This is a genomic window from Spirulina sp. LEGE 11439, from assembly GCF_059821285.1.
In genome coordinates this window covers 106,758-128,662 of the sequence record NZ_JCAMRX010000009.1, presented here as the reverse complement: position 1 = coordinate 128,662, position 21,905 = coordinate 106,758, and the positions used below count along the sequence as shown (strand labels likewise).

The window sequence follows — 21,905 nt, the reverse complement described above, 5'->3', positions numbered from 1 at the left end:
ACCTTGTTTTTAGCTTAGCATTATGTTTTTTTGAGGAGAAGGGAATTGACAACAAAATTAGAAATAGCGAATCAACAAGAGGTAATTCGAGATAGATAGGGAATAGACAACCAGAAATAGGCAATATCAAAATAATCCTGTATTATCTTCCCCAACTCTCTCGCTTCTAATTCTCTTGTACGATTAAAACGGAACAGGGGGCATGATGTAAAACATAGTTACTGACACTGCCTAAAAATAGTTCTGTTAATCCCGAATGACCGCGACGACCGATCGCAATGAGATCCGCCTGCCAAGATTTAGCCGCACTGCAAATCCATCGTCCTGCATCTCCTCGCTTGAGTTCGCATGATGCTTCTAAACCTTGTTCTTTTGCTTTCTGTACGTATTCGGCGAGAAAGGTGAGATCGCATTCTTCTTCCCGTTCGAGTTCCTCTTGCAAGTTTTGCACCCGCGCGAGAAACTCTTCACCATAAACCGATCCCATTAAATCGAGGCGTTCTTCAAAGGGCTGACAATAAAAAATTAGTAATTTAGCCTGGCTGTTTCGAGCAAGGCGAAGGGCTTCTGCAAACACGAGAGCAGCCCGGTCGGAGCGATCGAGCGCGACAAGGATTTTGTGATAACTCATTTTTTCTCCTTTTTATTCTTTACTCTAAAGGCTCAATCCCTTGGACGACCAAAACAGAACAGGAAGCATGATGAACGACATAATTACTCACACTTCCCAGTATCACTTCTTGCAGCCCGTTATGACCGCGACGACCGACGACGATCAAATCGGGTTGCGAGTGTTGAGCAATTTGCTGAATGCGCCTTCCCGGATTGCCGAATTGCCAGTCCCAGTCAGTTTGAACGCCACTGCGAACCGCGCGATCGCAATACGCTGTCAACCATTGACGAGTCTGTTCTTTTTCGAGATCGAGGTGTTCTTGGATAGCACGGGCATAATTTCCTAAGTTCTGTCCGTAAATATCGCTGTACAATCCGGGATTTTCTCGCGTATCGATGGGAAGACAGTGAAAGATCGTTAATTGAGCTTTGTTTTCCTTGGCAATTTCTAAGGCTTTGGTAAAAACAAGTTCTCCTTGTTGCGAGCGATCGATAGCAGCTAATATTTTTTGATAGGTCATCCCTTGTCCCTCCCTGCGTTGCTCTACTTTAATTTTAATTCTCTCGGTCGATCGATCGCGTACTGGGTTTGGGAAACTTCACAGAGAGGCAACAAATTTTTCTAATCGTTCCATGCCTTTTTGAATTGAGGTTAAATCTGTTGCGTAAGACATGCGAATTCCTTGCGCTGAACCAAATGCCACCCCCGGAACCGCAGCCACATGATAGCGATCGAGCAAGAGATTGCAAAACTCGAGAGACTCTACCCCTGTCTCGCCAATATTGACATAAACATAAAATGCCCCGTCGGGTTGGGGACAACTGAGATGAGGAATTGAGGCAATACTGTCCAGAATAAAGCGACGACGTTGGGCAAATGCCGCTAACATCGTTTTGAGAGGGTCTTGGGTGCCTTCTAACGCTGCGATCGCACCATATTGAGCAAAGGTGCAAACATTTGAGGTACTGTGGCTTTGAATTCTCGTCATGGCTTGAATTAACTCGACGGGAGCCGCCGCATAACCCACGCGCCACCCTGTCATGGCATAACTTTTAGCAAAGCCGCTACTCACAATCGTGCGAGAAAAAACTTCCGGGCTGACAGCGCCAATACTTAAATGTTCTGCACCCTCATAGAGAATTTTCTCGTAAATTTCATCCGAAACCACCAGTAAATCTTTTTCGATAACAACCGCCGCCAGAGCGCGAATTTCGGCAGGGGAATACACCATCCCCGTTGGGTTAGAAGGAGAATTGAGAACGAAGAGTTTGCTTTTTGCTGTTATTGCCTTGCGTAATTGCTCGGGGGTAATTTTATAACCGTTGCTGGCTTCCGTAGGAACGAGAACAGGTGTGCCGCCCGCCAATTTAACCATTTCGGGATAGCTGACCCAATAAGGAACGGGAATAATGACTTCATCTCCCGGCTCGATTAACGCCAACATGAGATTAAAGAGGGAATGTTTCCCGCCGTTGGTGACGATAATATTTTCAGTTTTGTAGTTTAAATGATTATCTTTTTGTAGCTTTGCCGCGATCGCCTCTCTCAGCTTGGGTTCTCCTGCCGCCGGCCCGTAGCGTGTCTTGCCTTCATCGAGTGCTGTTTTAGCAGCTTCTCTGATATGTTCTGGTGTATCAAAATCCGGTTCTCCGGCACTAAAGCTGCAAACATCAATCCCTTCTGCTTTCATTGCCTTGGCTTTCGCAGAAATTGCAAGAGTCATGGAAGGCGGAACTTTTGTTACGCGCTGGGCTAATTTCACGGCAATATTTTTTCCTACATTTTCAAATTGAATAATTTTTCTAGTGTACGAGGATAGCCGGGAAATCATCCCTATAACTTAACAATTTCTTTGGATTCAGTCATGACTCATTGCTCATTGAAGAATCCTTAAGAATAGCGAATTTGCAACAGCAATCGATTTTGCGTGACAGGAGGAATCACTTTATGAATGCAGGAAGGATCTTGAAAAAAACCAAAACCTGCTTTGCCGACAATGACAATCTCATTTTCACGCCCATAATGATGATAAATTTTCTCATCCGAATGGCGACCCGAGAAAAACAGAGAGAAAGGTTTGTTGCGATGGGAATTGCCAATCATAACATGAGGACCTGAAGCAACATCAACATTGGTTATATAGAAATAAGCCGTCACGAAATTATAGCCAGCAATATCATAATGAAAAGTAGTGGGAGGATAATTTTTCTGGATTTCTTCTAGGGGACAATCTGAAGCAATACTCCATGTTAAATGCGGAGTAACTAAGGTTGGAAAATAGCCCAAGTAACGGCAAGCAATTTCTAAAAGAATAGGATCTTTGATTATTTCTTGTATTGCTTGACAATTATCTAAGTCAGAAACCAAAGCACGGAAAACTCGACGTTTATCATCCAAGTAACTATTGTGAATCTCGTCGATTTTAAATTTTTCTGGATGGCTTGGTTCAAAGCAAAAGTTATTAATGGCACAATCGTAAATATTATTAATCTTTTCTGAGGGTAGCTGTAAGCCAAATTTTATACTTTTTTGACGCATTTCTTCAACAGCACTCTTAACACAAAATCCATCAAAAAGAGATTCTTTTGATAAATGTTTTTCGCGATCGCTATTTTTATTAAAATTCTGAATTGTATTTTGTACTAAACTATAGCTCCGACGCATTAAGTAAAATCGACTTAACTTTTTAATCATTCCTTTGGGTATGCGAGTCAATGGGTTATCCCAAATAATTTCCATTTTCTATTATTCTCCAAGAATATAAAAAGAAAGGGTGAATTTATTGCTATAAAAGACTCTAAATTTATGCAGTATTTTTACGCATTTATTATTATTTTTTTAATATAAAAAAGGCGATCGATTTACAACGATCACTTTGCTTGTCAAGTTGTCAATTAAGTTATCGATTGTCCAATTTCTCTCACGAGAATAATCTCAGAACTGTCAATTCTATCATTCTCAATCCAGATAATTCGGATTGTAGAATAGTCTCAAATTGAAGCGAGATAAACTCTACAGCTTTGTTGTCGTCTCAGATCGATCGTCTGGAGGTGCAATGACAATGAAAGCGATCGTCACTAAAATAATTTGGATCAATGCGTTAATCCATTTCATCGTGTTAATTCTGAAGTAAAATTGGTTTTCCACTATAAAAAACTCGTAATTTCTTTGGTGTTTTTACGCAGTTTGTAAAAAATCTTTACATTGAAAAGGCGATCGCGATGTCAATCTGTTAAGAGAAAAAAGTGTATTCAAGTTTTTTTCGTTGCAACGCACATTAAAGACATTGCCGCTTCTGGAGATGAAGGATCGATGCCAGAAAGTTGTTGTAACAAGCGCCAACGTAACTTGGCTCGACCGTAGTTACCTTCTAAAACAGAAGCACCGACATTATTATTATGCGGATAAAGATTAACCTCAAACCCCATAGGCTCGAGAGTATTATGGTAAAGTTCTGGGGTGACACCGTCCCCGGGATATTCAGCGTGAATTTCTGTAGCCACCATACAATTTTGCTGTTCTCGGTTGCTATGAGGCCCTCGTTTCATGACTCTCCACACTAGCAAGCGGAACTTCCAGAGCCATAAGGAAATCCCTTTAAAGTCCATTGAAGTTAGTTGCTGGTCGCGATCGCTAATTAGCATCCCACCGGGACGAACTAAACGAGCCGCTTCTGCAAGTACCTTAGCCATATTATCACAATGGTGAATTGTTGCACTGAGAGTAACGATATCGGCAAAACCCGAGACTAAAGGCAGTTGGTGAGCATCGGCCAAGATCGGCAAATATCCGAGATCTCGAGCCATTTGCAATCCTCCTCGAGAGATATCGATACCCACGAGCAAACTTGGCGATCCTCCCAAAGCGGCAAAAAGATTGCCCGGACCGCAACCAATATCGACGACAATTTTACCATCCCAATTTCCCATTGCTGCTTGCCATAGAGAGCGAAATTCCTCATCTCGGTGACAGCATTCAAAGTATTCTTTCGTCCAAATGGGATGCCCGAAATAATAACTATTGGCCTCCATGCCAGGACTGGAATTTTCAATTGAGTAGGTTAGAATGTCATCTTCCCAGATCCCTTTGTTTTTCAAGTACGGATCGATTGATGAGCGTAGTTTTGTTTGAACAACCATAAATAAATCCCTTAAAAATGTGCTTTGCGATCGCGAATTATCTCAAAACCATGATGTTTTTGAGAGGTGAATTTTGTCCCTGAGTTCTCCTCTATAAAAAACTCGTAATTTTTCGAGTGTTTTTACGCAAGTTGTTGCAATTCTGCCAATAAAAAAGCGATCGCGTTACAACAATCGCCTTTTTTCTCATGTTGTTAGTTAAGCTATCGGTTGATGGTCCAATTTTTCTCAAGGATAAGAAGCGATGAAGGTCGCAAATTTCTACCACCAAGAAGATTTAAGAGCTAACTTTTTTGCGTTTTGAGATTCGCAGTAAAGAGCCTAAAGCAGTAAATCCCATCAATCCTAAAACAGATCCGGGTTCTGGAACATCAACTCGAAGCTCAACATAATCGATAGCCGTGTCGTCTGCGACGTAGATGTCTAAAAAGCGTTTTTCATTAAGTGTTGCCATGAGATCGCTGGCAATTATGTTTGGATCTTGATGGGAAGCGAGAGGCAGATTGGCCAAATCAAAAGTGAAAGTGTGAGTAGAACTGTTTCCCCATGGAGTTGATAGAAGCCCATCAACGCTAGAATCCGAGCCAATTCTTTGCCCCCATCGATTTGAGTCTCGATTGCCTGCATTGTCTGTAAACACAAAGTTAATTGAATCATTAGAAGTCAGCGAGGAGTTTAGAGCTTTCAACTTAATCTCGAGTTGGGCTGATTTGATTGTTTCTTTGGGTAATCCTAGTGCATTTAGATCGAAAGTATGACCGAATACTTGATCGATTTCGTTCCCATCAAAATCTGCCGTATAATCTCGCGAACCCCGAATACCGTTTGGATTATAACCATTATCGATTGAGATTTTGAGTCCGTCGCTCGGGTTGCTAAGTTCGAGTCCATTCGCAGAGGAAAAATTATCTCGTAAACCTGCTTGGAATGTAAAAGTACCAGCCTGTGCGATAGAGGGCGAAACGACAACGAAAGCGATCGCAGCCACACTAATTTTAATCAGCGCGTTAATCTGTTTCATGATATTAACTCTGTAAACAATAAAAAAAAAGATGAGGAAGCTAGGACTCAATTGCATAGGCGCTGACAAGCGATCGATAGTGTCTATTGCTTGCCAACCAAAAATTTCACAGATAACTAACCTGTACAAAACATTCTGCGAATTCCCCAAGCAAAATGCAGATATTATTGATTGATTACTGTTATAAAAGACTCGTAATTTCCACTGTGTTTTTACGCAACTTGTAATATCTGTTTACAAAAAAAAACGATCTTTTGAGAGATCGCCTTACTTATCGAGTTGTTAGTCAAACTGTAAATTGTTCAATTCTTCTGATGTACAAGAAGCTAGGAGCGAACTTTTCCTCGTTTTGAGATCCGCAGCAAAGATCCCAAAGCAGTCAAGCCCATTAATCCCAAGACAGACGAGGGTTCTGGAACTTGCGTCCGTATTTCCAGCGCCATGTAATCTACGGCGGTATCATTGGCAATCACAATGTCCAAAAAGCGTTTTTCATCTAGTGAAGAAAGGAGATTGCCGGAATTAAAGGATAGAGGTAGGTTGGCTAAATCTAAAGGAAACGGGTTAGCTAATAGATCTGTTGTTGTTCCTGCTAGCCACGGATCGGGTAAGAGTCCCGGAATTGTCACAAAAGGCGAAATAGTATAGGTGCCAATTAATGATCCCCAGAAGTTATTGATGTCAACACTACCAGTACTGTCCACAAATCCTAGGGCAATTACATCATTTTCAGACATCGAGTTAAATGCTTTTAATCGAATCCAGAGTTTGGCTGACACGATCGTTCCTCGTCCCGGAGCTAATCCATGTTGGGCTAAATCAAAAGTATGGGCAAATGCTTGACCTGCTATCTCCTCATCAAAATCTGAGATGCTACTACTGAAATAATTGACTAAGGTTTGGAGTTGTGGGCTTTGTTCGGCTGTAGAGTATTCAGGGTATTCATCGAGGTTGCCATCGAGCGAACAACGTGTTTCCGGTAAGAGTAAATTAAAATTGTCGTTACAACCTGCTTGAAGTATTAAACTGCCAGTCTGAGGTTGAGCTTGAGCGGCAGGAGTCGTAGCTGCAATTAAAGCGATCGCCATCAAATTTATTGTTGTCAGTTCTTTAAGCCATTTCATGGTGTTAACTCCGAGGTAAAAAATTCAGAAAAATAAAGATGAAGAAGCGAGGACTCAAGACGATAAGTTTTGAAGGTGACGATAGCTCTATTACTTGCCAAACAAGAATTGTGCAGATTATCGATCTCTTAAAATTATTTTGCGAACTCCAAGAATGAGGCACGGATTGCATTGATTAACTTTCCGCTCTATAAAACCTCGTCATTTCTTGGGCATTTTTACGCAAATCGTTACTCTTCTTAACAATTATCGAGCCAGCAGCCGCGATGGTGCTACCAAGGGCTGCCAACGAGGGTAAAACCAGCCCAATAGTAAGGATGAGAAAAATCGCGATCGCCAAATCCATCTAAAAACGATTTACTGGCATTATCGAAATCGGGAGATTCAGCGATCGCACTCCAGAATTTCTCATCGAGAGACGTTCCACGAATCATGGCAATCTGTGCCTGTCGCAAGGCTTCAGCTTTAATCGTCACCTCGGGATTTCCCAGATGGCGATAGAATTCCCCCATTAAGTTGAATGTTCCGCCGTCATCCACCTGCCACAAACTCGCTAACGCTGACTTAGCCCCGGTATTCACTGCCAAACCCGCAAATCCCAACTCTGCCTCTAAATCTCCCAATGCCGTGCGACAGGCACTTAAAACCAGCAATTCAAGAGGGGATTCTGGCGGCAAGTCCAGTTCTCGCAGGCGATCGAGTTGCAGTTTTTCATTCCACATTTGAATGTAAGCATTCTCGATCTTACCGGGTTGAAAATCTGCATGGGTGGCAATGTGAACGATCTCATCCCCATTCTGACTATGTGCTTTGAGATTAGCGAAAGTAAAATCTTCGTTGAGCAAAACAGTTCCCGTGGCTAACTGTTCGGTAATGAGGGATAATTCCGTTGGCACCGCAGGTAAGGGATCTTGTTCGACAAATTTAGAAGCCCCCATGGCCAGAACGCGAAAATCTTGTAAAGCACGATAATTAGTATTGGTGAGGCTTACACTGGGAATAATTCCCAAATTGTACTTCTCGATGAGGAATTGTTCTCCATCGTGTAAAACGGCAAGAGGCATACTTGTTCGCAACCCGGCATCCAAACTGAAAATGAGAGTATCAATATTCAACCCTGCTAATTCAGATTCGATGGGTGCGATCGCCCACTGATAAAGTTTTTGGGCAGGGGACAAATAAGTATCTGTAGTGCGATCGAGGAGAGTAGACTGCAAATAGTGCAGTTCTGTGGCTAATTTTAGGGAAGTCACCTCGGGGACGACTTCGTGAATAATGCCTTCTTCTGGGGTGACAACCAGCAGTTCTAATTGTTCGGGGAAGGAAACAACATAAACGATCGCTGGATGCGTTCCAGTTTCTCGAGTGATGGTTTTGAGGGTTTCGCGAATATTTTCGATTGTCTCTCCTTCTTCTTCTTCCTCGCTAAATTCTTCAGTAAATAAATTCTCGATCGCATTAACAGCGTTATCAAGCTGCAAATTTGCAAGAGCAGTTCGCAAGTTAATCCGCAACGCCCGTAATTTTGGATCGAAATAAGCATTGCTCAGTCCGACATTTAATAACTCATCGCCATTATCCCAACTGAAATTACCATTATTCTCTTGAATGGTAAATCCTTGTTGGCGACCGGCAAAAGCGATCGCGAATTGCAAAAAGGGTAACGATAAATCGGGATTTTTGCGATCGGGCAGTTGGTTAATGACAATAGGGTGAGGATTGTCATCAACAAAAATGACAATGGGATCGGGTTCGGGAAGCAGTTCAAAAGCCCCGATATCCCACAATACCCCTCGAACAAAACCTCGTTGATCCGTTAAAGGTGCATCGGCATTCATCCCTCGATTTACGGCTGGACTGCTGGGACGAAGAGCATGGATTAGAGTTGTGCCACCATAATTACCGAGAGGAAGGAGTTCGGGGCTGAGATCGAGGATGTTGGTACTGGAAAAAATTATACCCGTTGCTCCGGTTGTATTGTCAATCAGAGTATATTCAACCGTAGCACCGGTAAAATTACCGGACAAGTTGGGATGAATCGTACCGCTACCAGAATTATTAGCGGTATCATAGTTTCCTGCAATAATGCTGTTTTGACTGCTAAAAAGACCCCCTGTTAAAAAAATGCCCCCACCATTGCCACTGCCATTATTATCGACATCGGCAATGTTCAGGGTAATCGTGCTGTTGCTAATGATGATGCGATCGGCAGACACTCCACCTCCGCCGAACTTCGCGTGATTCCCAGAAATGGTGACATTGGTTAGATCGATATTACTAGCCTGAATCCCACCGCCCTCAAAATCGGCGATATTGCCAAAAACAGCGCTGCTTTCCAAGATCGCATAATTGCCAGCAGAAATCCCTCCTCCGTTTAATGCTGAGGTATTATTGGCAATAGTAGTATCATACGCGATCGCATCATTTGTCGTCTCAACGCCACCTCCATCCCCACCAGCAACATTGCTAGAGATGATGCTTTTGGTTAGATTTGCAAAACTAGCCTTAATTCCCCCTCCTCGATCGCTTGCAGAATTACTCAAGACCTGAGTGTTATTTAAAGTAACAGTGTTGCTGATATACATCCCACCCCCACGTAAACCTGAGGAATTTCCCGACACCAGACTATTTTCTAGGAATACATTCCCCAGACTGTAAAATCCTCCCCCTCTTCCTCCAGTAGAAAGACCGGTACGGATGGCTGTATTGTTGCTAATTTCAACATTACTTAGGGTTAATGTCCCCGTCCCAGTATGAAGGACACCGGCTCCATTTTCACCATTTGCCAACCCATTCTGGATAGTTAAATTTTTAATCGTGGCATTATTCGCAGAGATATTAAAAACTCGACTTGCTCCACCTCCATCGATCGCGATATTCTGTCCCGATCCGTCAATCGTTAAGTTCTCGTCAACAATATTAAAACCATCATTACCAAAGGCTTCGCTATTAATGGTAATTGTTCCGGTCACGTTAAAGGCAATGGTGTCGTTCGCATCGGCACTGGCTAACGCTTCTCGCAGGCTTGTAAATGCGTCAGCCGCTAAGTTATCGAGCAGCGTATCTACTGTAATCGTCGCTAACTTACCATCCCAATTGACCAAGGTTGTTTCGGTAAATGGGATTAGCGCCTCAATTTTTCCCGTAGCGTACTCTAACTCCCAATTCCCGCCATAATTGGCACTCCCCGTGGCATCCAAAGACCCAGCAACATCTGCTCCTGTTGCTTGAGCTATTTGGTTGATTAAACTTTCTCCAGCTTGTCCCAAGGCAGCATTGCAACTATAGAGTAGGATATCTGCTGTTGTAGTTAAGGATTGACCCCAACCCTGTAACTGAGACTTGTATTCGTGGATATTGCGATCGCTAATAAACTCTTTGCCCAGCCAAAAGTTACCCGTATTGCCTTCAGCGATAATATTGAGAGCACCGATAGGACGCTCTGTAAAAGCCAAGATTTCGCCGATCGTTGCTATTCCTTTTTCGTGGCGATCGATAATTCGAGAAATTGTCCCGGCTTCTCCACCGTAGAGTAATTGGTCGGAATGCTCCACGCGGGCATCGATAAAGGTGTAAGTTAAGGGTGCATTTAAGTCTTCAGAAAAACGAATGACCGTAGGATTGTGTTTTGTGCCGTCTCCAGTCCGAATTAGACGCGGATCGTCTAGTTGAATGGGATTGATAGCAGCTAAATTAACATTTTCCCCTCGCACTTCTCCAGTGATGCTCAAATCTCCGGGTTGTGCTTCATTCTCTGTTTTAGAAGCGATCGAACCTGTTAATAATTCTGGAATATCTAATGCCGTAAAGGGCAGCATTTCTCCGTTGATATCCCGAGGGGGTTTAAGTTCTAAACTCAATAAATGTCCTTGTCTGGAGATTTGCACCAAACTCGTCCCCGGAACTGCGGCGAGAGCGATCGCGCCATTGGTTGCGGTTACTGTCCCATTATTGATAACGGTTCCTCCCACGAGGGTTAAATTTTGTCCGGGGGAGACAGCTAAATTTCCAGTATTGACAATTGCTGCTGGTTGTGCTGTATCAAAGGCAAATTGAGAAGGAGTCCCGATGAGAGATTTATAGTCAACCTCTCCGAAGGCGTTAAACCAACGATTATTACCAAAGCCAATGCCGGTAGCTGTCGTGGCAAAAAAGTCACCGGAAACATTGAGTTGAGCATCGGCTCCAAAAATAATCCCAGCAGGATTCATTAAATAGAGGTTAGCATTCCCTCCGGTTACTTGAACTAAACCGTTAATGATGGAGGGATCGCCGCCAACGACTCGCCCTAAAATATTGTGAATTTGTGGATTAGAGATAAAGTTGGCAATTCGATCTGAATTGAGTCCGAATTGCTCAAAACTGTGAAAGAGATTAGCTCCATCCCCCGATCGCATTCCCCCGTCAATATTAATCGTATTACCATGAGTTGTGACGTGAGTTTGCGTCCCATCCAATGCCGGTGAGATTGTTCGAGCTAAGATTTGAGAAGCACTGGAGATCGGCAGGCAAAAAAGAATCAATCCAGCGAGAACGGGTTTAAACATCATACAAGGTTTGCAAGTATATCGATCTGGGAATTGAATGTTTGAGTACCGATTTTTAACAAAATGTTCAGTTGAACAAGGCGATCTCAGCGATCGCCCCTCTTTTTGGCTCTAATGCAGTTACTCTACTTAATTAATGAATTTCCCAGAAAAAATGTGACAGATTTTGATGACAAAACCTTAGATATTTTGAACCCAGTAAAAAGGAGTAACCAATAGTGGTTAAAAGTTAACTCGATTAAGGAGAGATCTCTTGAACTAAGAGATATTATGTAATACTTCTTAAAGTAAATTTACTTCGATTGAGAAATGATACAAATGAACTGAGAAATTATTTTTTTGACTAAAATAATAAGGTTTCAAGCCTCCCGCTTTAGCGGTCGGAACTGATAACTGATAACTGAAATGACTTTATTTAATTCTCAAGACGCGATCGCTCTAATATTTCCGCTCGTTCTTGATGCTGTTTTGCTGGAATACCTAGTAATAAGTCCTGCTCGTACAAATTGCTTAAAAGACGATGAACGGAAGCAGACTCTCCTCCCGAGGCAAGCCACGCTTCTAATTGTTCGATTCCTTCCGATATCAATCCAGATTTGAGATAAAGATGCGCGATCGCTAATGTTCTGGCTGTAGTTTCTGGGATGTTTTGCGAAATCTGTTCTTCTTTGTCCCTGACTTGTCGTGCAGTGGACTCATCCAGCAACCAAAAACCCATCCCTCCCACTTGAGACTGTTCTTGAATGGAAGATTCCCCCGTATCGGCTGTCACGATGAGTAGATAACGCTTTCCGGGTTGCAGGGGAGTGCCAGAATAGACAATTTGCGATTCGTCAGTTTCCACGGTCCATTCTAGATCGCCCCCTCGGATCGTGACGGTATAACGACTGGCTTCTGCAACAGGATTCCATCGCAATAAAGGTTGAGGATTCAACAAACCCGTGCGGCGAGGATAGATAGTATAAGGAATAGAGGCATCGATCCACGAGTCTCTATCGCCTCGATGAGGACATTCGATCGCATCTTCGGAACATTTAGGGTCGCTGGCTAAAGGACAGCCATTCTCTCGCACTCCTCCTCCTGGTAAAATTTGCAAGGTTAAATCGTCGCATTGTATCCAAAGTGTTTCCCCTGCAGTGGTTTGCAAGCGATCGCTGGGATAAAGCAACATTCCCGCTTCCGAGGCGATCGCTTTCCCCTTTCGTAGCACTCGAGCACCTAGAACAGTTTGTAAAATCATGCCATTAGAAGGAACTGACGCTCTCAAAGGATTTGCGACCCCCCAGAATATCCCGAAGGTCGCTAAACTTAGAGCCACAGTTTGTTTAAACCTCATTATTCTTCTCCTTGAGCTTGCGATCGCGTTTTTTCCAAAGCCAGACATCGATCCTGTTCGGGAACGTTATATTCTAAACTTGGCAAACTGAGTTGCCAATGTTTCTGCGCCTCCTCGGGTCTTCCTCGAACTTGCAAAACTTGCGCCAAGAGACAATGAGCGTGAGGACTGTCTGCTTCTAGTGCGATCGCTTTTCGTAACGCATCTTCTGCTTCTTGCCAACGTTCTTGTTGCCAGAGTATCCAACCAAGATTTTTCTGACAGGCTGCCGTAACCGCAGGATATTTGCTTTGTTTCACACAACGCTGAATGGCCGATTGAGCCTCATTATAATCCCCTTGGAGAATATATAAGCGAGCTAATTCAGCAGACCCTTCCGCCATCCCCAACCAAGAAGCTCGTTCATGGAAACGGATCGCACAATCTGTATCCTGCAAGTCCTCATCACATAACCACCCTAAGTTATAATACGGAGCAGCATAATTAATATCGAGTAGTGTAGCAATTCGATAATAGCGTTGAGCCATTAAAAGATGAACTTTTTTGTGATTAGCCATGCCCAACTTATTCATAGCAATGGCTCCTTGATGACCCAAGAGCAAATAACTGCTCAGACCTCCTGCTACAATTCCCAAGAACCAGAGAGCGGTTAGTCGGAGAGTTATCAGAGCGGGTTTTGGCTTATCTTCATCCAAAGGCCAAGCAAACGGTATTGCAGTCGGATTTTGCCAAATAATGGGTAGCCAACTGGCACAAGGATACTCACTTTCCATCCCTTGTAAGTGTTCTCGTGCTTCTCGTGCTGCTAGATATAAGGATTTTCCGGCGGAAAATGCAGTTAAAAAATACTTTAAAAACACTTGTGCCACGCGATCGGGAACTAAATCTCGCATGACAATCATTTGGGGAATCTGCGGGTCGTTATCGAGTTTGCGAGCAAGGAGTCCCAAACCATCGCAAGAGTTAAAAATAGCGAGTTTCAAGCCCGAAGCAACGGCTTTTCTTAACCCAAACCATAAGTGCTGGATACTGATACTTTCCGTCGCATTAATGGCAATTTGCCCTTCATTTTCTTCTGTTGTTTTACCATGACCGGCAAAGAAAATAATATCCCAAGGTTTTTCCCATAATTGGTCGGTCAATTGGTTTAACTTGGGTTTGTCCAATAGGCAAACATCTGCGTTAGGTAAACTTTCCAACAGTTGCTTGTCTTTCTCGGTTTCAATGCCAGCACTGTAGCCGAAAATACCTAAAATTTTAACGCGATCGCGCGATCGTTTCCGAAAGAGAATATTGCTTAAACGTTCTCCCAAGGAAGTGTCATGCCAATATTTCCGGGGAGGATCGGGATGACGTGAATAATAATCGGGAGCGCTAAAGCAAACTTCGATTTGGGGATAATGCTTGATGAGATCCCAACAATGCCAAGGCAATTTTTGAATCAGAGGGTCTCGAGTACCGATGGAGAGTCGAATTGCTTCATCTTTATTCAATTCACGGTGCAACGTAAGATTTAACGGGCTAAACAAAGGATATTTCAGCCACTCTTCAAACTGTTGTTTTAGCTGTTCGGCGGCTTCTTGGCAATCTTCAATCAGATCGTAAATTGTCCCTGTATAGGTGATTTTCTTCGGTTCGAGATGACGGTATTTTTTCTCGATGAGGCGATAGCGTTCTTGCCAAGTTTCCAGCAAGGCTGCTAAAGCGGGATTCGCTGGCAACTCACCTCTTTCTCGTATCAGGCAATGGCGAGATGCAGAGTTTGCCTGCTCCAAGTAAATTTCCAAGATTACTCGAAAGCCTTCCTCTTTTAAATCGCCCTCAAGTTCCAAGATGGCCAGTTTTCCCATTTTCCCGCTCCCATTGTTAAATAACAAATTGTTCGGTAAGACTCGTATTCTCCCAAGCTACCTTAATTTGAAATATATCTCCTGTCATTCCCGCAAACTCTAATTCCATTGCTTCAGTTTGTCTCGTATTCGCTTGCATAATCGTGTCTCCTCCTTCATCCAAGAGCATGAGTTGAAGATTTGCTGGTAAATAAGTTTGTTCGATCAGAGGAGAAATTTCCACCGCAATGTCCATTTTTGAGTTTTTAGGAGGAGTGAGGCTGACCTGTAGAACAATTTGTTCTCCTTTTACATTTAATATCTTACCGCATTTGATGCCAGCAGCAGATTCAACTCTGTCAGTAGTAGATCGAAACCGAAAAGCCAGTTTGGGTTGTTGAGGCGAGAAGATTTTTTCGAATTCTTCTAAGGTTGGCCAACCTGTTGTAATATTCCCTTGAAACCACTGACTCAAGGGAATGGATTCGGGTGGACTCACACATTCAATTAAGCGATCGAGGGGTTGAAAATCTCGCAAAGGTATTTCGTCACGACCAACGGATTCGATAAACCCTAACAACGTTGCTGTTTTTAAGTCTTTATCGAAACCCACGGCAACATAACCTTGGCGATCGCTCCAAACCTCTAGGGGAATATGACAGGTTTCTGCGTCGGCTAAAACGGGGCGACATTCGAGTGTTCCCCACCCTTCCACTTCTAAGTCGGCTGTATTGGCTAATAATCTCGCGATATTTCTTTCAGAAATAACGGTATCGATCTGCTCCTCTTCTTGCCAATTCGTTTCTAACCCCAAACAAGTCAAGAAAAAATGAGTCGCATAAACGGCTAAGGTATTGAGATAAATCTGTTGGGCTTTTTCTCGAGCAAACTCAGTTTGTTCTCTCGATATGTTCTGGGAATTTACTATATTTTGTTTAAATCTTTGGGCAATTTGATGGCTTTCGAGAGTGAGCGGTACGCTGAAAGTTAGGATATTGCTATCAATCGTTCTCATTTTTGTCCTCCTGGTTAATATTGGCTCGATCTGAGAAATGTGCTTTAAATTTGGGCAGAAATTTAGTCAAGCAGCGCTGATAAAAGCTACTCAATGTTGTCATGGGAATGTTTAATTCTTCCGCAATTTCTCGCCACTTATATCCATCGAGAATTCTTTGGGCTAAAAATTGAAAATTGGCTTGCGGTTTTTTGCCGATATAAGCTGCTCGGAATAGTCCTTCGGGGTCTTCGTCAATATATTGACGCACTTCGTCTAAAAGACTGAATTCTGGAGGCTTTGGCGGCTCGACTGGAGGCAAAGGCCGCGAGATTTTGCGTATGCGGTCTTTGACCATCATTTTCAGGCGAAAATTAACCCATTGCAAAACTTCTTTTTGGGGATCGTATTTGTCAATGCGATCGCTAATATACACAAATAATTCCTGACGGGCTTCTGCATAAAGATCCCAGAACCATTGCGATCGCGGCGGACGAGGATAATAGAGCTTGCCCGATTTCTGAATTTCACTCATGAGTTTTGCGAGGGCGATTCGCCGCGAGAAAGACTGCTTGGGATGATTTTGGGCTTCTAGAGCCAGTTTTTTTAAATGGGCATCTAACTCATCGCTCATGATGTAAATACTCGATAAGATTCCGATAGGAAGTAACGCAAAACTCTATAAAGGACTCGTATTCAAAACAGGTATTTTACGCAATCTTTGCAATTTGTTACGAAATACAATCGCCTTCACAAACAATACTTAAGAACTATTCTCTCTCGAACTAATACCTCAACTATGCTGTTTTACGGTGAGTCGAGGCTTCGAGATTCACAGGAAATTACTTTTTGCTAACAGAATTGGTAACGAGTGTCAACCGAAAGAATAATGCTTTTTTGATAACGTTCGGCTGTGAGATTTCGTTCGAGATGAATGGAATCCATTTCAGTTATTAGTTATCAGTGATGGAGAGATCTCGCTTTAAGATTTTTCGATTTTAAACTCTAGCATTTGACCTTGAGAACTGCCAAATTTTAGTTTAACGCCGGACTCTAAGAGGACTTCTTGATGGTGAACTTTCTGCCAGCCTTCTCCTTGAGAAAGAAGCGTACCATAGCGCGAAAAATCTCGTAAAAAATAACTCGGGGCAGATTTTGTCCCCAAAAATGTTTCTCGATAAAAGATTTCGGCGTGATTTTGCGAGACCCATCGTTCTTGAATGACCAGATCGTTATCGGGACGGCGACCCACGCGCATTAATCCCCCCTGAATTTCCCAAGTGCGATCGCCGTGGAGGGCATAAAGGGAGGCTTTGGGCATGAGGGTCTTTTTCCCACCGGGCAGAACTGTTGGTAACTCGGTAATGCCTTCGCTGAGGGGCTTAATCAGTTCTCCCTCAAATTCTGGGTGCATATATAAGATCGGCAAAGTCCAAGCCGGTTGGTTGAATTTGTAGAGGGTGAGGAGATGCTGTCGGGCGATCGCCACGGCACGATCGATGGACATGCGATCGGAGAGGGCTTCGGTAAAGATTTGAATAAAACTCAATGCCTCGCGATCGGCGATCGCATCCCGCATCCCTAAAACCGCCGGCACCCCATGATGGATCAGCACTTCTGCTAAACTGCTGCGGGGAATGGTGGTGCGATCGACGCGATCGGGTTGTGCTCCCCAACAGGCATTAAATACGGCGAGGACGACTTGAGTTCTCACGAGAACTTGAGCCAGTTCTGTGCCGTTAATGGTGGCTTCGGGACGCAAAAAGAGGGAGCCGCCGTCGGGGGCTGGAATCCCATGACCGGCGTAGAAAAAGACATTATAAATCCCTTTTTCTAGGGCTTGAACGAGTTCGGCGGGGGTAGGTTGTAGGAGAACGTCAACGCGAGGAGGAACGGGAGAAAAAGACCGTTGATAATTAACTTCTTCCGTGCGTTGCTCGATCGCTTCTTCTAGCGATCGCGCTTCCTCTTGGAGTTGCAAGGATTGGTTGTTCGGGGCGCTACTTTCCCCCAATACCAATAAAATATTTAATCGGTCTTGCGATTGCTGAGGAGCAAGGGGATCGACATCACTGGTGGTACGACTGAATAAAAATTGGCGATTCAGAGAAATCGATTGTTTGCCGGGGGCGGGCTGCATGATTTCCCAAGGGAGGGGAATCAAATTCGGATCTCGGATATCGAGACGCAAGCGTAAGGGTTTATTTTGACCGATGGCAATTCCCCGACTTTGCGCCCAACTGCTGCGGATCGATCCTTGTAATAGCCAATTCCACAAATCGATTCCAAGGTTCTGCATTAAGCGCCCGCCATAGTTCTGTGCTGGAGTATCGGGATCTGTGGGGGAATCAAACGGATCTCGGGTGGCTTTCGGGAAGAGTTCATCGGGAGAGCCGATCAGAGGGACGTGCAGTTGTTCTTGTAGGGCAAACATTTCCTGCCATGTCAGCCATTGTTTCGTCATTCGGGCAGGCCATACACAGTCATGGTGAACGTACCCTCCCGGTAAGGGGGCATTGAGAACCCAGATCGCATAATTTTCTTTTCCTGCTGCGAGTAAGCGATCGACCGCCAGACTCAAACACGGACTTTGCTCTCGATACATTCCTACCGCACTCGTCGATCCGACGATCTACTATATCAAGTTTTCAGGGGTTCTAAGCGATCGGAGATGACGCGATCGCTTATTCCGCGATCGCTTTGTGTTCTTTGTCCTGACACTTGCTTTGTCAAGTTTCTGTTACAAATATTTATATTCAGTTTCATTCCCAATTGCTCCAGATTCCAGTTTTCTCCGAAAGTCAACTGCATTTGCTCGATGAATTCGGGCTGTTGTTGCAGGTTTTCGAGCTGGGGTTCTAAAATCTCTAGGGCTGAGTCCCAAAAGATTTCGGGCGATGTAGCAATTTCTTCTCCTGTTACTTCTCCGAGTTCAAAAGCATCGATAATGGCTTCAATTTGATTCGTTTCTACCACTTCAATCGCTGTAATGCTTTCAATTTCAGCGTTTTGGCTCAAAGGAACGAAATCTGATTCAATCTCGGCAAATTCGAGAATCTCTTGCCCTAATTCGGTTTCTCGCCAGTTTTGCCCGTTGGCGATGACTTCATCTAAGTCGGGGGCTTCTCCTTTGGCTCCGCGAATTTGGAAAATAATGTCGTTGTAATCTTTGTCATACCAGTTGCTATCAAAACGCACGTCTTCCATGACGAAGGTTTGCCCGTCTCCTGTCACGTCGGCAATTTGTCCCCAATTCAGCCCATTGTCGGGGTTGGCGGTACTGAGGGAATAATGTTGTCTGAGGTGGCGATCGCATCCAAGGTCTCGAGCCAAGGGAGGTCATCTCCGGTTAATATCGCGGGATCCGGTGTGTCTTCTCCACCATCAATAAGAGCGCTCGGCGTTAATATCGGCTCTAAGATAAAGGTATTAAAATCTTCCTCAAATTTTTCTCCTTTGGCTGTTGTGGGAGAAGATAACCGATCTGTTTTCAGATCTGTTTTGGGAGTCGTTGATTTTTTCCGATTACCAAACAGGCGAGAGAAGAACTTCATCGGGAGGATCTGAAAAATGAGTGCAAAAAGTGCGATCGCTTTTCGAGTCAGATTTGAGTAAAAACTCGACTTGAAAAAATATGGTAAGGTGAGAAACACTCAATTGCAAATCTACTTATCAATCAATTAATCGCTGAAACCACTGATTTTTCGTTAGCCAGAGCAATACTTTCGTCATATTTTGTAATAATTCACCTCTAATCTGGCCAAGTTAAAAGGAAATTAAAAAGAGTCAATGACAGAGAAATACAAGAAAAAACTTAAGAAATAATGGCCATGTTTCAAGCTCAGCAACAAACTTTCAAACAAAACTCTATTCAATGCCCCGACCTCACTCCTTATTGGCAAGTGGGTTATTTACCTGCTGCCAAACAGTGGATTTTTGCCGCCAACGAGGGTACGCCTCGCCACGAGATCGATAAAGTTGAAAGTTATGCGCTGCAACGCTTTAAGGGGAATTTGAGTGTTGTGGAATTGCAACAACTGTGCGAGAAAAAGTTTGGCTCGGAAATATCTTCTAATTTCGTATTAGAACTATTAGAAAAATTGCTGATTTGGGGAGCCATTGCAGAGGACTTCGACTTCGCTCAGCCCGAGGAGGAGACAAGTAGGAGCAGTTTACCTCGATTGAAAGAAGGAGTAGAATGGATTCCCCATCCTCAAGGGCATTGGATTCTTCGTAATCCCATTCATGCGACTTATTTACAAGTCGATCGCCGTTCTAAAGAAGCACTTTCTCTGCTCGATCGCTTGCCTCCCGAAAAAATATGTTCTCATTGCGGCATTTCTCCTCACTAAATGCGATCGTTGTTGCAATTACTAACAGCAACGGGAATGTTAGAAGGAACAACTCCGGCCCAACCTCCCAAGAAGAAATTCACGCCCTTACAATTGCTCTTTTTTAAAGTCCCCTTATTTAATTATGTCATTATGGGTGGGAGCGATCGCGTTTTGGTTGTGGTATCTCGCGACAGATAATAGTTCCCTCAAAGGCTTAAGTTTTCTCTTATTGGTGGCTTCTCTCTTTACCGTGACCGTAAATCTCAATCCCATGGCCAAATTTGATGGTTATTATTTGGCGGTGGCTGCGACGGGAATTAACAATCTACGAGGACGTGCTTTTATGTTGTGGGGGAATTGGTTGCGGAGGAAACCGAGTGGAGAGAAGAGAGGCGATCGCGAGATTTTAGCGGTTTACGCACCCTTTTGCTTGCTTTATCTCATCTTCGTTTTTGGTGGTCTTTTCCGTTGGTTATTCTATTGGATTCTCGACAATTTGCCGATGACGGTGCTGTTTTTATTAATCGCATGGGCGATTTATTATTTCTTTCCTCATATTAATAATCGGGAGGCATCATGAATCAGTCACCAGTCACCAGTCACCAGTCACCAGTCACCAGTCACCAGATAATCAATTACCTGTTACTGGCGATGCGACGCATCGAAACCCGTCACCAGAACCGAATTCTTCCGCCTCTGAAGCGAAAGAGCAATCTCCTCGTCGTTTTCGCGTCGTACCGCCGAACAAGGATATGGAGGAGGATGGGGAGCATCGGAGGCAAGGACGGATAGGGGAGAAAACAACAAACAGCACCCCGGCAAAACTGGGGACAGGCAAACAAAAAGCAACGAGAAATCGCGATCGCTCTCCCTCTTCCCCTGCTTCCCCTGTTCCCAACGCTTCCCCCACTCCCGAAGCTCCCAAAACCTTTCTCAAAAAACGAGGGTTTTGGATCGCTGTTGCCATTCTTGTCACTTTAGGGGGAATTTCCCAGATCCGCGTTCGCCCTTCCGTGCGAGCAGAGGCTTGGCTGGAAACCAACCCCAATGCTCGCCGTGTGGTTCATATGGATGTTCCCGGTACGATTCGCCAAGTCTTGGTCTTGCCCAATCAAAACGTGAGGGAAGGTCAACCTTTAGCCTTGATTGAAAGCGAATCTTTAGAGGAGAAAATTGAAGATACTGAGTTGAGTTTATTGCAGAGTAATGCCGAACTCCATTACGCTCAACAACAAATACTGGCAGTGCGATCTCGTTGGGAACAAGCCCAAGCCGTCGAAGGGCGATCGCGCTTGCGGGTACAGAAGTTGCAAGGAGAAGTTCATCGCATGGATGCAGGGATTCCTCCCGACCACATTCGCGTCTACGAGTTTCAGTTGCAATCTTTGCACAGTCGTTTGCAGAAGATGAAGGTTTCAGTTGCTCGTCACGAGTCTTTGGTCAAAGAGGGAGTTTATTCTCAAGAACCGATCGATGCGTTGTATCGGGAAGTCGATGCGATCGAATCTCTTTTGGGAGAGCATCGCGCGAAGATGGAGACGGCGAAGCGACAGTTACGCGATGAGTTAGAGACGCGGCAGGATGAATTAACTCGCCTTTCTCGTTTGAGTGCGGTATCGCGACAGGAATATGAAGCCTCTAAATGGTAAAGTTTTCGCCTCCAGAACCCGGTTTGCCTTCTTTTGAGATGCAGATTCGCGAGATTGTTTCGGTTCTCGATAAGGATGAGCAGTTGGATAAGTCCATTTTACAGGTGATTGCGGTTATCGAAGAGGCTGGACGGTTGCAACCCGGAGCTAAGGTTTATGCTAAGATTGCTTCTCCCTATACTATTTCTCTGGCTGAGCGCGTTCGTCGCGAATTCCTCAATCTTTTTAAGGTTCGCAAGTATTCTTGATTCTTTCTCTGTTTTGTTTTTTGCCCGTTCATTCTGGAGATATCGATCGTTATCGTCAAAGAATACGGTCA

At 44.0% G+C, this 21,905-nt stretch carries 20 protein-coding genes; 5 read left to right on the top strand and 15 right to left on the bottom strand.

The features are described from left to right. Positions 1-166: 166 nt before the first annotated feature. From AC6RV6_RS09190 to AC6RV6_RS09120, 15 genes are all read right to left on the bottom strand, one after another. Entirely contained in the window at positions 167-631 is a 465-nt protein-coding gene (locus AC6RV6_RS09190) for a universal stress protein (protein ID WP_500240539.1), read from the bottom strand. Positions 632-650: 19 nt separating this feature from the next. Beyond that, positions 651-1,133, bottom strand: a complete 483-nt coding sequence (locus AC6RV6_RS09185) for a universal stress protein (protein ID WP_500240538.1) — start codon at positions 1,131-1,133, stop codon at positions 651-653. 78 nt (positions 1,134-1,211) lie between these two features. Beyond that, positions 1,212-2,375 carry a pyridoxal phosphate-dependent aminotransferase gene (locus AC6RV6_RS09180; protein WP_500240537.1) on the bottom strand — a complete coding sequence of 388 codons (1,164 nt, stop codon included), beginning with the start codon at positions 2,373-2,375 and terminating at the stop codon, positions 1,212-1,214. Between the two features lie 128 nt (positions 2,376-2,503). Further along, complete coding sequence (locus AC6RV6_RS09175) at positions 2,504-3,352, bottom strand: hypothetical protein (protein WP_500240536.1); 849 nt, start codon at positions 3,350-3,352, stop codon at positions 2,504-2,506. 512 nt (positions 3,353-3,864) lie between these two features. Beyond that, positions 3,865-4,752 (bottom strand): class I SAM-dependent methyltransferase, encoded by an 888-nt coding sequence (locus AC6RV6_RS09170; protein WP_500240535.1) that lies wholly within the window; start codon positions 4,750-4,752, stop codon positions 3,865-3,867. Between the two features lie 277 nt (positions 4,753-5,029). Further along, positions 5,030-5,773 (bottom strand): PEP-CTERM sorting domain-containing protein, encoded by a 744-nt coding sequence (locus AC6RV6_RS09165; protein WP_500240534.1) that lies wholly within the window; start codon positions 5,771-5,773, stop codon positions 5,030-5,032. Between the two features lie 326 nt (positions 5,774-6,099). Beyond that, positions 6,100-6,897 (bottom strand): PEP-CTERM sorting domain-containing protein, encoded by a 798-nt coding sequence (locus tag AC6RV6_RS09160; protein WP_500240533.1) that lies wholly within the window; start codon positions 6,895-6,897, stop codon positions 6,100-6,102. Positions 6,898-7,169: 272 nt separating this feature from the next. Further along, positions 7,170-11,447 (bottom strand): CHAT domain-containing protein, encoded by a 4,278-nt coding sequence (locus AC6RV6_RS09155; protein ID WP_500240532.1) that lies wholly within the window; start codon positions 11,445-11,447, stop codon positions 7,170-7,172. 412 nt (positions 11,448-11,859) lie between these two features. After that, the gene (locus AC6RV6_RS09150) at positions 11,860-12,780 is read right to left on the bottom strand and encodes a hypothetical protein (protein WP_500240531.1); all 921 of its coding nucleotides are present in this window, start codon (positions 12,778-12,780) and stop codon (positions 11,860-11,862) included. Then, on the bottom strand, positions 12,780-14,501 hold the full coding sequence (locus AC6RV6_RS09145) for a tetratricopeptide repeat protein (protein WP_500240530.1): 1,722 nt from the start codon (positions 14,499-14,501) through the stop codon (positions 12,780-12,782). Before AC6RV6_RS09145 ends, AC6RV6_RS09150 begins: the two co-directional genes overlap by 1 nt. Before the next feature lie 145 nt (positions 14,502-14,646). Beyond that, positions 14,647-15,624: a DUF1822 family protein gene (locus AC6RV6_RS09140; protein ID WP_500240529.1), complete on the bottom strand. Its 978-nt coding sequence runs from the start codon at positions 15,622-15,624 to the stop codon at positions 14,647-14,649. Then, the gene (locus AC6RV6_RS09135; RefSeq protein WP_500240528.1) at positions 15,611-16,237 is read right to left on the bottom strand and encodes a sigma-70 RNA polymerase sigma factor region 4 domain-containing protein; all 627 of its coding nucleotides are present in this window, start codon (positions 16,235-16,237) and stop codon (positions 15,611-15,613) included. Before AC6RV6_RS09135 ends, AC6RV6_RS09140 begins: the two co-directional genes overlap by 14 nt. A gap of 348 nt (positions 16,238-16,585) precedes the next feature. Continuing rightward, on the bottom strand, positions 16,586-18,208 hold the full coding sequence (locus tag AC6RV6_RS09130) for a CHAT domain-containing protein (RefSeq protein ID WP_500240527.1): 1,623 nt from the start codon (positions 18,206-18,208) through the stop codon (positions 16,586-16,588). A 35-nt stretch (positions 18,209-18,243) separates the two neighbouring features. After that, positions 18,244-18,936 (bottom strand): DUF4114 domain-containing protein, encoded by a 693-nt coding sequence (locus AC6RV6_RS09125; protein WP_500240526.1) that lies wholly within the window; start codon positions 18,934-18,936, stop codon positions 18,244-18,246. Next, a complete protein-coding gene (locus AC6RV6_RS09120) occupies positions 18,858-19,157 on the bottom strand; it encodes a hypothetical protein (RefSeq protein WP_500240525.1) in 300 nt (99 codons plus the stop codon). The genes AC6RV6_RS09125 and AC6RV6_RS09120 overlap by 79 nt, the downstream gene beginning before the upstream one ends. 276 nt (positions 19,158-19,433) lie before the next feature. Here AC6RV6_RS09120 and AC6RV6_RS09115 point away from each other — a divergent pair, with 276 nt between their 5' ends. The 5 genes from AC6RV6_RS09115 to AC6RV6_RS09095 all read left to right on the top strand — a co-directional run bounded on the left by AC6RV6_RS09115 (position 19,434) and on the right by AC6RV6_RS09095 (position 21,834). Further along, the gene (locus AC6RV6_RS09115; protein WP_500240524.1) at positions 19,434-19,955 is read left to right on the top strand and encodes a hypothetical protein; all 522 of its coding nucleotides are present in this window, start codon (positions 19,434-19,436) and stop codon (positions 19,953-19,955) included. A gap of 124 nt (positions 19,956-20,079) precedes the next feature. Continuing rightward, on the top strand, positions 20,080-20,517 hold the full coding sequence (locus AC6RV6_RS09110; protein ID WP_500240523.1) for a hypothetical protein: 438 nt from the start codon (positions 20,080-20,082) through the stop codon (positions 20,515-20,517). Continuing rightward, positions 20,514-20,729: a hypothetical protein gene (locus AC6RV6_RS09105; RefSeq protein WP_500240522.1), complete on the top strand. Its 216-nt coding sequence runs from the start codon at positions 20,514-20,516 to the stop codon at positions 20,727-20,729. The genes AC6RV6_RS09110 and AC6RV6_RS09105 overlap by 4 nt, the downstream gene beginning before the upstream one ends. Beyond that, the gene (locus AC6RV6_RS09100; RefSeq protein ID WP_500240521.1) at positions 20,690-21,586 is read left to right on the top strand and encodes an HlyD family secretion protein; all 897 of its coding nucleotides are present in this window, start codon (positions 20,690-20,692) and stop codon (positions 21,584-21,586) included. The genes AC6RV6_RS09105 and AC6RV6_RS09100 overlap by 40 nt, the downstream gene beginning before the upstream one ends. Next, positions 21,580-21,834 (top strand): hypothetical protein, encoded by a 255-nt coding sequence (locus tag AC6RV6_RS09095; RefSeq protein ID WP_500240520.1) that lies wholly within the window; start codon positions 21,580-21,582, stop codon positions 21,832-21,834. Before AC6RV6_RS09100 ends, AC6RV6_RS09095 begins: the two co-directional genes overlap by 7 nt. Positions 21,835-21,905 lie beyond the last annotated feature (71 nt).

Excerpts from the sequence above, each read along its gene's own strand:
- AC6RV6_RS09165 (WP_500240534.1), bottom strand. The coding sequence starts at position 5,773 with ATGAAACAGATTAACGCGCTGATTAAAATTAGTGTGGCTGCGATCGCT.
- AC6RV6_RS09175 (WP_500240536.1), bottom strand. The coding sequence starts at position 3,352 with ATGGAAATTATTTGGGATAACCCATTGACTCGCATACCCAAAGGAATG.
- AC6RV6_RS09130 (WP_500240527.1), bottom strand. The coding sequence starts at position 18,208 with ATGTATCGAGAGCAAAGTCCGTGTTTGAGTCTGGCGGTCGATCGCTTA.
- AC6RV6_RS09190 (WP_500240539.1), bottom strand. The coding sequence starts at position 631 with ATGAGTTATCACAAAATCCTTGTCGCGCTCGATCGCTCCGACCGGGCT.
- AC6RV6_RS09110 (WP_500240523.1), top strand. The coding sequence starts at position 20,080 with ATGTCATTATGGGTGGGAGCGATCGCGTTTTGGTTGTGGTATCTCGCG.
- AC6RV6_RS09100 (WP_500240521.1), top strand. The coding sequence starts at position 20,690 with ATGGAGGAGGATGGGGAGCATCGGAGGCAAGGACGGATAGGGGAGAAA.
- AC6RV6_RS09150 (WP_500240531.1), bottom strand. The coding sequence starts at position 12,780 with ATGAGGTTTAAACAAACTGTGGCTCTAAGTTTAGCGACCTTCGGGATA.
- AC6RV6_RS09185 (WP_500240538.1), bottom strand. The coding sequence starts at position 1,133 with ATGACCTATCAAAAAATATTAGCTGCTATCGATCGCTCGCAACAAGGA.
- AC6RV6_RS09135 (WP_500240528.1), bottom strand. The coding sequence starts at position 16,237 with ATGAGCGATGAGTTAGATGCCCATTTAAAAAAACTGGCTCTAGAAGCC.
- AC6RV6_RS09170 (WP_500240535.1), bottom strand. The coding sequence starts at position 4,752 with ATGGTTGTTCAAACAAAACTACGCTCATCAATCGATCCGTACTTGAAA.
- AC6RV6_RS09115 (WP_500240524.1), top strand. The coding sequence starts at position 19,434 with ATGTTTCAAGCTCAGCAACAAACTTTCAAACAAAACTCTATTCAATGC.
- AC6RV6_RS09120 (WP_500240525.1), bottom strand. The coding sequence starts at position 19,157 with ATGAAGTTCTTCTCTCGCCTGTTTGGTAATCGGAAAAAATCAACGACT.
- AC6RV6_RS09160 (WP_500240533.1), bottom strand. The coding sequence starts at position 6,897 with ATGAAATGGCTTAAAGAACTGACAACAATAAATTTGATGGCGATCGCT.
- AC6RV6_RS09140 (WP_500240529.1), bottom strand. The coding sequence starts at position 15,624 with ATGAGAACGATTGATAGCAATATCCTAACTTTCAGCGTACCGCTCACT.
- AC6RV6_RS09105 (WP_500240522.1), top strand. The coding sequence starts at position 20,514 with ATGAATCAGTCACCAGTCACCAGTCACCAGTCACCAGTCACCAGTCAC.
- AC6RV6_RS09095 (WP_500240520.1), top strand. The coding sequence starts at position 21,580 with ATGGTAAAGTTTTCGCCTCCAGAACCCGGTTTGCCTTCTTTTGAGATG.
- AC6RV6_RS09155 (WP_500240532.1), bottom strand. The coding sequence starts at position 11,447 with ATGATGTTTAAACCCGTTCTCGCTGGATTGATTCTTTTTTGCCTGCCG.